General features: G+C 36.7%; 17 protein-coding genes. 5 read left to right on the forward strand and 12 right to left on the reverse strand.

Features of this window, described 5'->3' with window-relative positions; genetic code table 11:
• The first annotated feature begins 363 nt into the window (after positions 1-363).
• Positions 364-1,683, forward strand: coding sequence for a S1C family serine protease (locus tag A5819_RS04755; protein ID WP_086277223.1), 1,320 nt, complete (start codon positions 364-366; stop codon positions 1,681-1,683).
• A 73-nt stretch (positions 1,684-1,756) separates the two neighbouring features.
• Here the strand turns inward: A5819_RS04755 and ytpR are convergent, their stop codons facing one another.
• The 4 genes from ytpR to pepA form a co-directional block, all read right to left on the reverse strand.
• A complete protein-coding gene (ytpR, locus tag A5819_RS04760; protein ID WP_086277225.1) occupies positions 1,757-2,374 on the reverse strand; it encodes a YtpR family tRNA-binding protein in 618 nt (205 codons plus the stop codon).
• A gap of 178 nt (positions 2,375-2,552) precedes the next feature.
• Complete coding sequence (locus tag A5819_RS04765) at positions 2,553-3,014, reverse strand: universal stress protein (protein ID WP_086277230.1); 462 nt, start codon at positions 3,012-3,014, stop codon at positions 2,553-2,555.
• A gap of 61 nt (positions 3,015-3,075) precedes the next feature.
• The gene (locus A5819_RS04770; protein WP_086277232.1) at positions 3,076-3,390 is read right to left on the reverse strand and encodes a thioredoxin family protein; all 315 of its coding nucleotides are present in this window, start codon (positions 3,388-3,390) and stop codon (positions 3,076-3,078) included.
• Between the two features lie 10 nt (positions 3,391-3,400).
• Positions 3,401-4,477 (reverse strand): glutamyl aminopeptidase, encoded by a 1,077-nt coding sequence (pepA, locus tag A5819_RS04775; protein WP_086279650.1) that lies wholly within the window; start codon positions 4,475-4,477, stop codon positions 3,401-3,403.
• A 239-nt stretch (positions 4,478-4,716) separates the two neighbouring features.
• Between pepA and A5819_RS04780 the strand changes: the two genes are divergently transcribed.
• On the forward strand, positions 4,717-5,058 hold the full coding sequence (locus A5819_RS04780) for a peptidase (RefSeq protein WP_086277234.1): 342 nt from the start codon (positions 4,717-4,719) through the stop codon (positions 5,056-5,058).
• A gap of 60 nt (positions 5,059-5,118) precedes the next feature.
• On the opposite strand, the gene A5819_RS04785 is transcribed toward A5819_RS04780, so the two are convergent.
• The 6 genes from A5819_RS04785 to A5819_RS04810 form a co-directional block, all read right to left on the reverse strand.
• Complete coding sequence (locus tag A5819_RS04785) at positions 5,119-5,751, reverse strand: TMEM175 family protein (protein ID WP_086277235.1); 633 nt, start codon at positions 5,749-5,751, stop codon at positions 5,119-5,121.
• 422 nt (positions 5,752-6,173) lie between these two features.
• Entirely contained in the window at positions 6,174-6,830 is a 657-nt protein-coding gene (gene trmB / locus A5819_RS04790) for a tRNA (guanosine(46)-N7)-methyltransferase TrmB (protein WP_086277237.1), read from the reverse strand.
• A 128-nt stretch (positions 6,831-6,958) separates the two neighbouring features.
• Positions 6,959-7,738, reverse strand: a complete 780-nt coding sequence (locus A5819_RS04795; protein WP_086277240.1) for a phosphotransferase family protein — start codon at positions 7,736-7,738, stop codon at positions 6,959-6,961.
• Positions 7,739-7,848: 110 nt separating this feature from the next.
• Positions 7,849-8,712: a D-amino-acid transaminase gene (dat, locus tag A5819_RS04800; RefSeq protein ID WP_086277242.1), complete on the reverse strand. Its 864-nt coding sequence runs from the start codon at positions 8,710-8,712 to the stop codon at positions 7,849-7,851.
• Between the two features lie 2 nt (positions 8,713-8,714).
• Entirely contained in the window at positions 8,715-9,932 is a 1,218-nt protein-coding gene (locus A5819_RS04805) for an ABC transporter permease (protein WP_086277244.1), read from the reverse strand.
• 1 nt (position 9,933) lies between these two features.
• On the reverse strand, positions 9,934-10,671 hold the full coding sequence (locus tag A5819_RS04810; RefSeq protein ID WP_025871916.1) for an ABC transporter ATP-binding protein: 738 nt from the start codon (positions 10,669-10,671) through the stop codon (positions 9,934-9,936).
• Positions 10,672-10,806: 135 nt separating this feature from the next.
• Between A5819_RS04810 and A5819_RS04815 the strand changes: the two genes are divergently transcribed.
• From A5819_RS04815 to A5819_RS04825, 3 genes are all read left to right on the forward strand, one after another.
• Entirely contained in the window at positions 10,807-11,235 is a 429-nt protein-coding gene (locus A5819_RS04815) for an HIT family protein (RefSeq protein WP_086277245.1), read from the forward strand.
• Complete coding sequence (locus A5819_RS04820) at positions 11,235-11,576, forward strand: YtxH domain-containing protein (RefSeq protein WP_086277247.1); 342 nt, start codon at positions 11,235-11,237, stop codon at positions 11,574-11,576. Before A5819_RS04815 ends, A5819_RS04820 begins: the two co-directional genes overlap by 1 nt.
• A 280-nt stretch (positions 11,577-11,856) precedes the next feature.
• Positions 11,857-12,909 (forward strand): peptidylprolyl isomerase, encoded by a 1,053-nt coding sequence (locus A5819_RS04825; RefSeq protein ID WP_086277249.1) that lies wholly within the window; start codon positions 11,857-11,859, stop codon positions 12,907-12,909.
• 46 nt (positions 12,910-12,955) lie between these two features.
• On the opposite strand, the gene A5819_RS04830 is transcribed toward A5819_RS04825, so the two are convergent.
• Together A5819_RS04830 and A5819_RS04835 are read right to left on the reverse strand one after the other, a co-directional pair.
• Positions 12,956-13,417, reverse strand: a complete 462-nt coding sequence (locus A5819_RS04830) for an ASCH domain-containing protein (RefSeq protein ID WP_086277251.1) — start codon at positions 13,415-13,417, stop codon at positions 12,956-12,958.
• Between the two features lie 18 nt (positions 13,418-13,435).
• Positions 13,436-14,380 carry a 3'-5' exoribonuclease YhaM family protein gene (locus A5819_RS04835; RefSeq protein ID WP_086277253.1) on the reverse strand — a complete coding sequence of 315 codons (945 nt, stop codon included), beginning with the start codon at positions 14,378-14,380 and terminating at the stop codon, positions 13,436-13,438.
• Positions 14,381-14,382: the final 2 nt, after the last annotated feature.

Below are 14,382 nucleotides of genomic sequence, written 5' to 3' on the forward strand. Positions count from 1 at the left end.
TTTGACTCTTCCACATACTTTCCCACAAAGTTATGCACATATACACAGACTTTTCCACAGGTCCATGTCGAATTATCCCTTATTTTACAGTATTTTAAGATACAAACACTTATTCCCGTTTATTTATCCACATTATCCACATTTTGTGGATAACTTTTTCATAGGAGTTTTCCGTCACTTTTCAAGAGTTTTTCACACTTTACTGTGTATAAGTATTCCGATAAAAACATTTTTCATTATTTGTATCTGTTTTTCTCCCTATCTTGTTCATAAAAAATTCAAAGCTCTTGGGTAGACTAAAGGTGTCTTGAAAGACTATACTAAATATAATAAATAATGATAATTAATTAGGAGGTTGCTTGTATGCAAAAGAAAGACGTTACACCTGATTCAGATAAAAAGCAAAATGGTTTATTCAAAAAATTTGGGATTGGTTTAGTTGGAGGCTTGCTCGGAGGAGCACTGGCTTTTGGTGGTGCTTATGCTATCATGGGTCAAAATTCCCCTTCATCTAATTCCTCTACAACGACTAGCACAGTAAAAGATAACAAAGGCGATACAAAAGTAACCAATGTTAGTTTAGACGTAAATAGCGATGTTACTAAAGCCGTTGATAAAGTAAAAGATTCTGTGGTTTCAGTCATCAACTTGCAAAGCTCTAGCCAAAATAGCGATGCTAGCGGTTTTGGCAATATCTTTGGCGGAAATGACGGTAGTGACTCTAATAACGCCGAGTCTGACGGCAGCGACTTACAAGCTGCCAGCGAAGGTAGTGGTGTAATCTACAAAAAAGATGGCAAAACTGCTTATGTCGTGACGAATAATCACGTAGTGGATCAAGCAAAAGGCTTGGAAGTCGTTTTACATGATGGCACTAAAGTGGAAGGCGAATTAGTCGGGACAGATTCATATACTGACCTTGCTGTAATCAAAATTTCTTCTGATAAAGTAGATTCAATTGCTGAATTTGGTAATTCTGATAACTTAAAAATCGGCGAACCTGCTTTAGCGATCGGTTCTCCATTAGGATCAGCTTATGCTAACTCAGTAACACAAGGGATCATTTCATCAGTAAATAGAAATATCCAAAACGAAAATAATGGGCAAGCGATTAATATCAATGCCATTCAAACAGATGCTGCAATCAACCCTGGTAACTCAGGTGGTCCTTTAGTCAACATTGAAGGTCAAGTAATCGGAATCAACTCTGTTAAAATCGTTCAATCAGAAAGCCAAGTGAGCGTTGAAGGAATGGGCTTTGCGATTCCAAGTAACGATGTAGTAAATATCATCAATCAATTAGAAAAAGATGGAAAAGTCACTCGGCCAGCCTTAGGCATTACAATGGAGGAATTGACCAACGTTTCAACACAACAAAGAAAAGAAATCTTGAAGCTTCCTGATACTGTTCAAATGGGCGTACTTGTCCGTTCTGTTCAAACTGCTACTCCAGCAGACAAAGCAGGGATTCAACGATATGATGTTATTACGAAAATCGATGATAAAGAAATCACTTCTGTAACTGATTTACAAAGTACTCTTTACAAGAAAAAAGTGGGTGACAAGATGAAAGTTACTTTCTATCGTGATGGAAAAGAACAAAGTGTTACTGTTGATTTAACGATCGACCAATCAGCACTAAAACAAAATTCATCTAACTCAAACAATTCACAAAATCCGTAAATTGAACGAATCAAAAAATAAGCCGGTACTAAAACGAAAAAATCGTTTTAGTACCGGCTTTAAGCTTAATTATTTATTTTCCCACAGGAAAAGCTTCCCCAATCACCGCATCAAAAGGCAATTCTAAAATGCCTTTTTTCGCTGGTGCATCTGGCAAACGCAACTCTCCAGCTGAACAAATCATGCCAAAGCTTTCTACGCCACGTAAAACACCCGGCCAGATCATTAAACCATCTGGCATCATTGCTCCAGGTTTGGCAACAACAACCTTTTGTCCTGCTTTGATATTTGGCGCACCGCAAACGATCTGCAGCACTTCACCATTATCAACTTCTGTTTGAGTGATTGATAAATGATCAGAATCAGGATGTTTTTTACACGATTTTACAAAACCGACCACGATTTTTGGTTCATTATCCGTTACTAAGGTTTCAGAAAATCCTGCTTTAGCGAGCTCTTCATTCACTTTTGTTACCTGTTCTCTTGTTAACTCTATTTGGCCAATACCTTCAATTTCGCCTAAAATCGTTGATGCATCAAAAATATTCCAAGCGACGACTTGCTCGCTATCTACCACATGTACCCGTGCAACATTCCCCTTACGTTCAACACGATTTTCTTGTCCTTTATCGTCAGCTACGATGACCATCAAGACATCGCCAACATGTTCCTTATTATAAGCAAAAATCATTTTTTCCACACTCCATTTTATCATTTTCCAAGATGCTCACGTATGATGCATGCTATCTTCTGTCCTATCTTAACAAAAAAACTGATTGCCTGCATGCTATTTTTTCTTATTAGTATTTCTCACAAAAAAAGTGGAGCAAAACGGTTACGCCTTGCTTCACCTTCTTTACATTAGACTTCTATTTTTTATTCGTCTCAGGATGAACAATCAACACATCACATGGCGCATGACGAATGATGTAGCTACTGACACTGCCAATCATTAGACGCTCCACTGCATTTAAGCCGGATTGACCCACCATGATCAAATCAACATCGTATTTCTTAGGTAAATCTCCACACATCACTTCTTTAGCTGAACCATACGTTACAATTGGCTCTACTTGAGTAAAATCAACACTTTTAGCATAGTCTTTACAGTCATCCAGTAATTCCTTGGCATTTTCTGTTTCTTGGTCTAACAAACTATCGTTCAAAGAGGAATAACCCATCATTGTATAGACTTTATTTTCTATAACATGAGCCACGATCACGCGACCATTATTTCTTTTTGCTACTTCAATTGCTTGTCGGTAGGCTAAATTCCCTTGCTCACTACCATCTATCCCAACTAAAATATTCTTATAGGTTTGTGTTAACATAGAACTCATCTCCCGATCATTTTTTATCGTTTGAATCGGCTAGCTATGGTCGATTTAAACATCAACTGATACTTTTTAAAAAGTTTGTGATTTCTTCTTTTGTTTTGCGATCCTTATTAACCAAACGACCTAACTCTTTCCCTTGATCCGTCACGACAAAACTTGGTATACCAAAAATGTTCCATTCAGAAGCCAGTTCCATAAACTTATCACGGTCTACTTCAATAAAACGAAATGCTGGAAAGGCTGCTTCGATTTCAGGCATTACTGGTTTGATAAACCGGCAATCCCCACACCAATCCGCAGTAAAGAAAAAGACGCTTTTTCCTTCAGATACAAAACTAGCTAATTCTTCATAAGACGTTGGAATAATCATAAACTATCCTCTACTTTCCGTAAATGATTGTATTAACAGTTGTTTTATCCAATCCTTTTAGGACTTGAATCAACATTTCGCGAGCCGCTTCAAAGTCTTTGATGTTAAACATCGTTTGATGCGTATGAATATAACGTCCGCAAACGCCGATCACAGTACTTGGTACGCCATTATTTGTTGTATGGGCAGCACCTGCATCAGTTCCACCTTTAGAAACAAAATATTGGTAAGGAATATTGTGAGTTGCTGCTGTATCTAATAAGTATTCACGTACACGAGGTAATGTGATCATACCTGGATCGTAAATCCGCAATAATGTTCCTTCCCCAAGATGACCGTAAGTGCCTTTTTTCGTTTGAATATCATCGGCTGCTGAACAATCAACTGCAAAGAATAAATCCGGATTAAATTTATGAACAGAAGGTTTAGAACCACGTAAGCCAACTTCTTCTTGAACATTAGCACCAGCAATTAATGTGTGGCCTAATTGTTCGTTTTGCAAAGCTTCTAATGCTTCTAAAACTAATGTACAACCATAGCGATTATCCCATGATTTACTGATGATATTTTTACCATTGGCTGTTTTGATCGTTTCTGTTTGTGGAACGATTGAATCACCTGGGCGAACGCCAAAACTTTCTGCTTCTTCTTTTGATTCAAAACCAGCATCAAATAACACATCTGTTACTTCTAATTGTTTTTGACCGCTTGTTCCACGTAATAAGTGCGGCGGAATAGAAGAAGAAATACATGGATAATTGCCTTTACTTGTTTTCAAGGTAAAACGTTGTGCTGATACTACATAAGGATTCCAGCCGCCTAAAGGAACAACTTGGAATAATCCGTTGTCTTTGATTTGTGTCAACATAAAGCCAACTTCGTCCATATGGGCTGCTACCATAACGCGTGGCGCATCTTGTTCTTTCGCTCTTTTAAGACCAAAAATTCCGCCTAAACCATCATATTGAAGCTCGTCTACTAATGGGGCCATATTTTTTTTCATATACGCACGAATATCATCTTCAAATCCGCTTGTTCCTTGTAATTCTGTTAGTTCTTTGATGCGTTGAAATGTTTTTTCTTCCATTGTTGTATTATCTGCCAGTTGCCTATTTAAGATCAACCATTCCTTTTTGCTAAAAAATAACATGATTTTAAAGCAAAGGCGGCAGATACTCCTTTCATATGATTTCACATTCATTATAACGCAAATTTTTTCAATTGCCCACGTTTTTTGTTTTTCGATATTTTCATACAATGTGTTAGAATAGAGCTAAAGCTAAAAAAATTTGGCGAACATTTGAAAATACGCGGAGGTTATTCCCCATGAATGAAGAAAATGAATTAAGCTATTTTAAAGGTGGCTTGGCAATCGGCGTTAGTCTAGGTATAGTGAGCGGGATTGCTTCAACTTTATGGTATCAGAAAAAACGAACAGTCGATGCTGATTTAGTTTTAGAAAATGTTAAAGACGCATTTTTAAAAGAAGGTCCAATCGAAGGTTCATGGATCGAATTTGAGAAAAAACCTTTACGAAAATTTGCAGTCCACTCAAAAACTTACACTGGTGGTATTTCACGTTTGGAAGACGGCGTTATGGTTCAATATGAATTCACTGCTGACGCTTTTACAGGAACTGTGATCGATGTAAAACGAGTTAAAGACTAAATAAAGAAAACAGTTGAACACCACTTGATAAAGGTGGATTTCAACTGTTCTTTTTTATCCCTATCTAAAATGCTTATGCCTACTATTCCTTCGACGCTTTGTCCATTGTTCATCCTCAAACTTCCCTTCAAAATTTGTTTTTAAGAAATAACTAATGATTGGTAAACCAATAAACAAAACTAATGCTAATTGCGGAATAAAATAACCCACACCCATTACCAAGAGGATCGCTAAATAATAGACCCGGTCACGGTTTTTATATAGTTTCTTGAAATAAAACGTCTCTTCAACAGGCTCTTTCGCCAAAGAGATCCCAGCCATAAACAAACCACTAAATGTAGCATTGATCAGCATCAGCAAGACACCATAAGCTAACATTGGCAGTTGTTTATCCCCAGATTCCATCGACCATTTCGTAAAAACAGGGATCAAAACCAGAGAAAAGAGAAAACATGTATTTCTAAAAACAAAGCGATCATTGATTTCTTCTACTTGTTCAAATAGTTTCCGATGATCATTCCAATAACCAGCGACTATAAAAAAACTAATCGCAAACGTTAGTACACTTTCAATAAACTGACGATACATACCATCGTGAGGAATCAATATTTCTAACGCTGCAATCGTAATGACGATCGCAATAACTGCATCACTAAATAATTCTACTCTTAACTTTCCATCAACTAATTTCATTCCACTCACTACCTTTTATAGTTTAATTCGACCGTTTTTTCAGACTTATCAAGTGCACGCTAGGGCCCTTTGGTCATTATTCTGTCGGTTCTTTTTGCAATATTCATAAATCAAAAACAAACAAGCTAACATAAAAATTCCTCCTCTGCATTGATTATTTTGATATGTCTCTAATTAATGTAGGTACCTTATGAAACATAATTATAAAGGTACCTACATTAAATGTCAACGCAAATAAACAGGTACCTTCTATATTTGCAAAAAAATAAATGCCCAAGACATAACTCTACGAGTCATATCCCGGACACATGGAATCCAAATAAACGATGGGAGTAAACGGTCCTCTATGCTTCGAGGTTCGGAGTGAACCGAGAACCGTAGATGCAGAAGCAGCTCCTTGCCAACCTCTTTGTCTTCTTAAATCATTTCGTTGTTTTTTCAGTTTGAAATCTTGCTTCTACACGATAAATCGGCTGACCTTTGGCTGAAAACTTTGCTTCGTATTCAGTCATGATATTTCCTTCGTAGTCGCTTGCATGTAAATCAAGCCAAACTTGTTCTAGAATCATGCCATATTTTGAAAAACTACTAAGCGAATACTCAAATAGTCCACGGTTATCTGTTTTAAAATGAATTTCGCCATTTGGTTTTAGAATGATTTCGTCTGTTGCTAAAAATGTTTTAAACGTTAGACGGCGTTTTTCATGACGTGTTTTTGGCCAAGGATCCGAAAAGTTTAAATAAATTTGATCCACTTCATTTTCAGCAAAGTATTGTGTTAGTTCTTCCCCGTTAACATGAAGTAATTGTAAATTGGGTAATTCTTCTTCCAACGCTTTTTCTAAAGCGATCGAAAGAACACTGAGTTGCATATCGATCCCAATATAATTGATTTCTGGATGTGCTTTTGCCATTCCTACCACAAATTGTCCCTTACCTGAACCGATTTCAATATGAATAGGGTGATCATTCCCAAAACGTTCTGTCCAATGGCCTTGCCATTTGGCTGGCTCATCAACCACTAGTTCAGGATGACTCGCTAAAAGTTCAGCCGCTCCATGTCTTTTTCTCATTCGCATGTTTTGTGTTTCCTTTCTTTAATAACAAATTTTAAGAGGGTAGAACAAAACGATAATCGCTTTGTGCTGCCCTCTATCTATTCAAGTAAATGATGAAAATAGAAGTTTATCCTCTTTTTCAATCCTTTTTAATACCCAAACGCTCGTTTTAACTTCAAAATTTCAGCATTCATTTCCCGTTTTTCTCCTGATTGGTGATGCCTAAGAATCTCTTGCAGGAAATTAAATAGCGCATACCACTTGATTCGCGTTAACGCTTCTTCGCTCGGACGCATACCATAAGCTAATAGCCATTTATTCCAGCTTGCCCGCGGAACGTAATGACCTAAAAGCATACCTAGATCTAAAGCTGGATCAGCAATCATTACCGAATCCCAATCAACTAAATACAAATAATTATTCGATACGATCCAATTTCGATGGTTCACATCACCATGGACGACCATATAATTATGAACAGAATAATTTGGTATATTTTCTTGCAGATAGTGATAGACTCTAGCAAGATACGAATTATTTTGAAGTTCTTTAGGCAATCTTTCGCCATATGCTTGAAGCATCATTGCGGGTGTCTGGATCTGACCGCCGATTTTCCCTAGCATGCTTTTTAGCATATGTGAATGGTGCAAATGATAAAGGACATCCACAACGTCATTTCTTTGACCGATTTCTTGGGCTTTAAGGACTTGACCATCTAGCCATTCTTGTGCTGTTAAAATATCGCCTGTGACTGTTCGTTTGGTCCAAACTAGCTTAGGGGCAATTCCTTCTTTAGACAATGCAGCCAAAAGAGGAGAAGTATTTCGTTTAATAAATACTCTTTCAGTCGCACGTATACCCATGAAAGTTTGGCCAGTTGCGCCTTTTATTGGCTGCAAGCGCCATTCCTTATCCAACTGAAATGCCATGGAAATTATCTCCTATCCTAACAACTTCTAATAATTATTTACAGTAAGTATCATTTTAGCTTCCATAGCGTACTTCGTCAAGCATCTCTCTTGTTCTTTTATCAGCAACTTTATTCCCCAACTGTTCCACATGTTGCATCAACACTAGCAATATAGGCTTCTAAGAGCTGTTTTGTTACTTTACCAGGTTTTCCTGTTCCAATAATATGATCATTTACTTTTACTACTGGAACAATTTCCGTCAATGATCCTGACACAAAACATTCGTCTGCTGTAAATAGTTCTTCTTCATAGACAGCTTCTTCTTTTACGGGAATGTTTAACTCTCTAGCTAGCTCTAGAATTTTTTTCTTCGTAATTCCTGGTAGAATCAAGTTTCCGTCAGGATGAGTATAAACCGTTCCGTCTTTGACTACCCAGAAATTGGCTGCTGAAGCTTCTGTCACTTTATCATCGCGAACTAGCACTGCATCATCAAAACCTTGGCGGCAGGCATCATCTAATGACAACACATTACCTAATAAGCTCAATGACTTGATATCACAATGTAACCAGCGGGTATCTGGAACAACCGCAACGGTAATCCCTTCTTCCATTTTTTGTAAAGGACGCTCATACGCTCTAATATTGGCCGTTAAGACACCTTTAACTTTTTCTGGATCTGGCAGCGCATGATTTCTTGGTGCATCAATGCCTCGTGTTACTTGAAAGTACAACTTACCTTCTTTGATTCCTTCAATTTCAACTAATTTCTTTAAATTAATTGTCAATTCTTCTTTTGTAAACGGCAACTGCATTCTAATTTTTTCAGCACCGTCCCATAAACGATTTAAATGTTCTTCCATCATGTACAAATGCCCATTATAGACACGAACGACTTCATAGAGTCCGTCACCGTACTGATAACCACGATCTTCTATATCGATTTTTACTGCTCCACGTTCAACAATTTGATCATTCCATAAAATGTACATCATTAAACCTCCATTTTCTTCAAACGATAAGGGACATAAAACTTAGCAAATAGAATTACTTCCACAAGCAATGCACCAACAACCAATAAACCCTCTTTAAAATCAGGCAATGCTATCAACACAAATACACTAAATAAAATGGCTGCGGCTAACAACAAGACTGTTACCAGTTTACTGACCGCCTGTTTCTTTTGTTCATTTGGTACTGGGTACAAATGTGTCATCACCATATAATCAAACTGTGTATAGATCGGGATCAACTGAAAACCGATCAAATAGATAAATAGCACAGAAACCCCCATTGAGATCCAAAACTCTTTAAGGAAAAACAAAATCACTCCGCCCACTAATACTAAACGAATGAATAAGCCACTATATTCAGAGCCTCTTAGTAAACTACGAGCATACAAATATAAGTACGTATTTTGGCCAGTTTTTTTAATGTTGCTTAACAACGGATCAAAGAACTTCCGACGTTTGACACTGCTTGAAATTTCTGGTATATCTGTAAACAAATGGATAAATTGATAAATTCGATGCATGCGATTTTTTTCTTTTTGAACCATCTGTTCCCAATCTAGCGATACCGCCGTTTCTTTTTTATTCATTATAAGAAAGAACAACATCACCTGCACCAAGCCTGTTAGAAGACCTGCTAGTGGTAAGACATACAAACTAAGAGCAATCGCAACACCACTTGTGATCATCCAAATAGCAAACCATAATTGTGCTTCTTTAGTAGAAATCTGATACAATTCATATTTTTGCAGGCGTAAATGGCTAATTTTTAAAAGCCCCAACATCACAATAAAATAGAAAAATGTTGAAAAAGCCCAGCCTGTCGAAACGACCACTAACGGCATCGACATACCACCTAATAAAATCAAGGCGATCAGTGGCAACCAAATTGAATACCGCATCGCACGATTCAAATATTGATTCATCTCAGGTTCTTTCGGTAAAATAAACACTTTATCCGCCTCTTGTGCCAAGGTCGCAACACGACCAATCAGCAATAACACCAACCAAAAGATCACAATGATTGGTCTGCCCCAGACAAAATTTTCGGGTAGTGTTTTTAAAACTTGAGAATAGTAAAAGCCAAGTCCCCCCAATAAGAAGACGCAAACTAAAATAAAATGGTCATTAAACACATAACGCATATATTTCATCATTTTTTTCAGATGGCGTGCTAAACGAATGCCAAAAAATCCAGACATATTACCCCACCTTTTCTTCTTTTGTTAATGCGATATAAATATCATCTAAAGAAGAACCTGGTAAACTAAATTCTTCACGCAACTCGTCCATTGAACCAACAGCCCGTACTTCACCATCATGTAAAACAACAAAACGATCACAATAGCGCTCAGCTGTTGCCAAAATATGAGTTGACATCAAGATTGCGGCTCCCTGATTACGCATTTCATCCATTAATTCCAATAAGGCATGGATTGCTAATGGGTCTAACCCTAGAAAAGGTTCATCAATGATATATAAACTTGGTTCAATCAAAAAGGCACACAAAACCATGACTTTTTGTTTCATTCCTTTTGAAAAGTTTGCAGGAAACCAGTCTAATTTATTTTCCAAACGAAATGTCTTAAGCAAAGCATCTGCTCGTTTAAAAGCTTCTTCAATTGGAATATCGTACGCCATTGCCGTAATTTCGATATGTTCTCTTAGCGTTAACTCTTCATACAAAGAAGGTGTTTCAGGAATATAACCGATTTTTTTACGATAACTTTCAGGCTGTTGTCTCAGAGTTTCTCCATCAATCGAAATTTTCCCCTTTTGTGGCGTTAGTAAGCCGATCACATTTTTGATCGTTGTACTTTTACCTGCACCATTCAGACCAATCAGACCCACCATTTCACCAGATTTCACTTCAAAATTAATATCTTTCAAGACAGGAATATGACCGTAGCCTCCTGTTAAATGTTCAATTACTAAGCTCATTGATGTACCTCCAACTATTTTTATCGTGAATCTATTATACCACGAACTTTTTGAAGGTTTCATGAACTTTTCCTCCCAAATAAAATTCAAGGTATGGTAAAGTAAAAGAAACAGTATAAAGAAAGAAGGGCTACCATGACAGATTGTATTTTTTGTAAGATCATTAATCAGGAAATCCCAAGTTATAAAGTTTATGAGGACGATAAGGTTTATGCCTTTTTAGACATTACCCAAGTGACTAAAGGTCATACTTTGCTCGTTCCTAAGGCGCATGTGACGGATATTTTTGAATATGAACCAATGTTAGCAGGTGAAGTTTTTGCACGAGTTCCTAAAGTTGCTCGCGCTTTGGAAAAAGCTTTTCCGGAAATGCAGGGCTTGAATATTATCAATAACAATAAAGAGCTAGCCTATCAATCTGTTTTTCACTCTCATATCCATTTAATTCCACGGTATGGAGAGTCTGACGATTTTTCGATTCATTTTGGAAATAACCAAGCAGCATACTCTTCAGAATCCATGCAAGAAATAGCCGAAAAAATTATGAAGGAGGTGGAACAATAATGGGAAAGTTTTCTAAAGGAATTTTATTTGGTGCCGTCGTTGGTGCTGCAAGCGGGCTACTTTTTGCTCCAAGAAGTGGGAAAGCCACTCGTCAGAAATTTGTCGATGAGTTAGATGATTGGTCTGACTTGAAAGAAGATTTCACTGATAAACTAGACCAATTCAAAGAATCAGCACAGGCGTTGCAAGTAGCTGCTGACACATACCTTGAACCATTTATCAATGGCCTCAATCGCGATGTCGAGAATTTCAAATTTCAAGCAGAACCAAGATTAGATCAAATCCAAGAACAAGTGGAAAAAATCCAGTCTGAACTACCGGATATGTCCGTGGAAGGTTAACAAAATTTCGAGGATCAACATGCTTAGGGATGGCATTTGATCCTCATTTTCTTACTTTAATTTTAATAATTCCTTTTTTTTAAATTTATTAAAGACGCAATTTAGACTAATTCCCTTAAAATCATCCATGTTTATCGATTAAATTGTGTCCTAAATTCGAAAATTGTTTGAAACTATAGTTTACGTATTTCTTTTATGAAACATAGTGTGGTATAGTAATAACCGTGAGAATTAATTTCTACATAATAAAAAATAAAACAAACTTAGGAGTGCTAAAAGAATGAAGAAAAAATTAATCTTAGCTGCAGCAGGTTTATTCAGTATTTTTGCCTTAGCTGCTTGTTCAGCCGGTTCACAAGATATCGCAACAATGAAAGGCGGAACAATCACTGTTGATGATTTTTATAACCAAGTAAAATCAAACCAACAAAGCCAACAAACAGTTCAACAAATGATCATTTTCAAAGTATTTGATCAAAAATATGGTAAAGACGTTTCAGATAAAGACGTTCAAGCTCAATTTGATGAAACAAAGAAAAACATCGAATCTCAAGGTGGCAACTTTGCTGATCAATTAAAACAAGCTGGATTGACAGAAAAAAGCTATAAAGAACAAATCAAACAAGGTCTTGCATACAAAGCAGGGATCAAAGACCACATCAAAATTACTGATGAAGATTTAAAAACTGCTTGGGAAACATTCCATCCAGAAGTAGAAGCTCAACTTATACAAGTTGCAACTGAAGATGAAGCAAAAGAAATCAAAAAACAATTAGATGACGGCGGCGACTTTGCAAAAATCGCTAAAGAAAAATCAACAGATGAAGCAACTAAAAAAGACGGTGGCAAAGTTAAATTTGATTCTCAAACTGAAACAGTTTCTGAAGCAGTAAAAACAGCTGCTTTCAAACTAAAAGACGGTGAAGTTTCTGAACCGATCCAAGCAACAGATTCAACTGGTTACCAATCAACATTCACTATCGTAAAAATGGTGAAAAACAAAGAAAAAGGCAATGACATGGCTCCTTACAAAAAAGAGTTACAAAAAATTGCTGAAAAAGCAAAAGAAAACGATCAAGAGTTCATCCAAAAAGTGACATCTGAAGTTTTAACTGCAGCAAACGTTAAAATCAAAGACGACTCTTTCAAAGATGTCCTAGCTGGCTTAGTTGAAACAAAAGATTCTGCTAAATCAAGCGATTCTTCTAAAAAAGATGAAAAAGAATCTTCTTCTAAAGAAAAAGAATCTAAATCAAGCGACTCTGAAAAATCTAAAGATTCTTCAAGCAAAACGGAAGAATCATCAAGTAAAACAGAAGAGTCTTCTAAATAATCAAATAAAAAAAAGAGATGAAATTCATCTCTTTTTTTTATTTGCACTATTTTTCAAAAACTACTTCAAAAAGTTCATAAACGATCAACATATCCTCCGAAAAAGGTAATTCATATTCCTCTAATTCTTGTTCAAAGAACGGTTGATGAACACTGCGCCAATACTTAAGCGTGCGATCCCCTTCGCCTTCAAGATAACCATGGACTTCTGAGATCTGAGCATATGGCAGAATATCGACTACTTTTGTACAAATGATCGCTTGTGCTTGGTCATTTCCATCTAATAATACACTGTAGTTCCCTACTTCTGGCAGTTTCTCGCTTTCCAAATCTAACTCATATAAAAGATGCAGCGAAGAAGTCCCTGTCTTTTCTCTACTAAGGACAAGTCCCAATAGCTCATCCGCCATTGCAGGAGAATTTCCAAAAGCCCACGCTTCATAGTGGTCATGTGGGATTGAAAATTGTTTTTTGAAATCTGACCATAATGTTAATATGGATTGGTTCATGATTCTCTCCTAACTATTTTAAATATCTTTTGGGACATAGAAACTACGATTATCTAAGCCAAAAATCCGATCTGTATATTGTCCTGGTTCTGTTTGGCGCACTGAGCCCAACATCATTTGAATTGATGCATCGATATTATCGATTTGATGTAGCACTTCTGCCTCCATGATGCGCGGACGAACAGGTGAACCATATTCTAATAAGCCATGATGCGCTAAAACCATATGACGTAATACAATCACATCTTCATCATTTTCGTCGATTTTCAACGCAATACAAGCTTTGGTAATTTCTTCATCTACTAGCACTAAATGCCCAATCAAATTGCCGGACAATGTATATTCAGTAGTCATCGCACCAGATAGTTCTTTAACTTTGCCTAGATCATGTAGGATGATTCCTGAATAAAGCAGTGCTGCATTTAATTCACTATATTCTTTACAGATTGATTTACCTAAACGAAGCATGGAAACCGTGTGATACGCTAAACCATTTGCAAAAGCATGATGGTTTCTTTTAGCTGCTGGATAATCAAAAAATTCTTTTTGATATTGCGTCAATAAATAACGAACGATCCGCTGCCAATGAGCATTAGTGATTTCAAATACAGTTTGATTGATTTCTTCAACCATCTCTTCTCGTTTTAATGGCGCTCGCTCCATGTATAAAGCTGGTTGATTCGGTTCATCGGGACGTGCAACCCGCATATGAATAATTTTAACTTGAGGATTGCCTTGATAAACTTCTCTTTTTCCATTTAAAAGAATCACATTTCCAGCTGTAAAGCGACTGATTTCTTCTTCCGAGGCATCCCAATATTTTCCATCAATCGTGCCTGAGGTATCTTGAAACGTAAACGCAATAAATTTTTTCCCATTTTTTGCAATACGCACATCAGCATTTTTGATCAAAAGAAATAATTCAAATGTTTCATCTACTGTTAGTTCACGGATTTTTTTCATAT

Source organism: Enterococcus sp. 7E2_DIV0204 (assembly GCF_002140855.1).
GTDB lineage: Bacteria > Bacillota > Bacilli > Lactobacillales > Enterococcaceae > Enterococcus_L > Enterococcus_L lemimoniae.

Coding starts and splice junctions, on each gene's coding strand:
- A5819_RS04755 (WP_086277223.1), top strand. CDS start 364: ATGCAAAAGAAAGACGTTACACCTGATTCAGATAAAAAGCAAAATGGT.
- ytpR (WP_086277225.1), bottom strand. CDS start 2,374: ATGATTTTTGCTTATAATAAGGAACATGTTGGCGATGTCTTGATGGTC.
- A5819_RS04765 (WP_086277230.1), bottom strand. CDS start 3,014: ATGTTAACACAAACCTATAAGAATATTTTAGTTGGGATAGATGGTAGT.
- A5819_RS04770 (WP_086277232.1), bottom strand. CDS start 3,390: ATGATTATTCCAACGTCTTATGAAGAATTAGCTAGTTTTGTATCTGAA.
- pepA (WP_086279650.1), bottom strand. CDS start 4,477: ATGGAAGAAAAAACATTTCAACGCATCAAAGAACTAACAGAATTACAA.
- A5819_RS04780 (WP_086277234.1), top strand. CDS start 4,717: ATGAATGAAGAAAATGAATTAAGCTATTTTAAAGGTGGCTTGGCAATC.
- A5819_RS04785 (WP_086277235.1), bottom strand. CDS start 5,751: ATGAAATTAGTTGATGGAAAGTTAAGAGTAGAATTATTTAGTGATGCA.
- trmB (WP_086277237.1), bottom strand. CDS start 6,830: ATGCGAATGAGAAAAAGACATGGAGCGGCTGAACTTTTAGCGAGTCAT.
- A5819_RS04795 (WP_086277240.1), bottom strand. CDS start 7,738: ATGGCATTTCAGTTGGATAAGGAATGGCGCTTGCAGCCAATAAAAGGC.
- dat (WP_086277242.1), bottom strand. CDS start 8,712: ATGTACATTTTATGGAATGATCAAATTGTTGAACGTGGAGCAGTAAAA.
- A5819_RS04805 (WP_086277244.1), bottom strand. CDS start 9,932: ATGTCTGGATTTTTTGGCATTCGTTTAGCACGCCATCTGAAAAAAATG.
- A5819_RS04810 (WP_025871916.1), bottom strand. CDS start 10,671: ATGAGCTTAGTAATTGAACATTTAACAGGAGGCTACGGTCATATTCCT.
- A5819_RS04815 (WP_086277245.1), top strand. CDS start 10,807: ATGACAGATTGTATTTTTTGTAAGATCATTAATCAGGAAATCCCAAGT.
- A5819_RS04820 (WP_086277247.1), top strand. CDS start 11,235: ATGGGAAAGTTTTCTAAAGGAATTTTATTTGGTGCCGTCGTTGGTGCT.
- A5819_RS04825 (WP_086277249.1), top strand. CDS start 11,857: ATGAAGAAAAAATTAATCTTAGCTGCAGCAGGTTTATTCAGTATTTTT.
- A5819_RS04830 (WP_086277251.1), bottom strand. CDS start 13,417: ATGAACCAATCCATATTAACATTATGGTCAGATTTCAAAAAACAATTT.
- A5819_RS04835 (WP_086277253.1), bottom strand. CDS start 14,380: ATGAAAAAAATCCGTGAACTAACAGTAGATGAAACATTTGAATTATTT.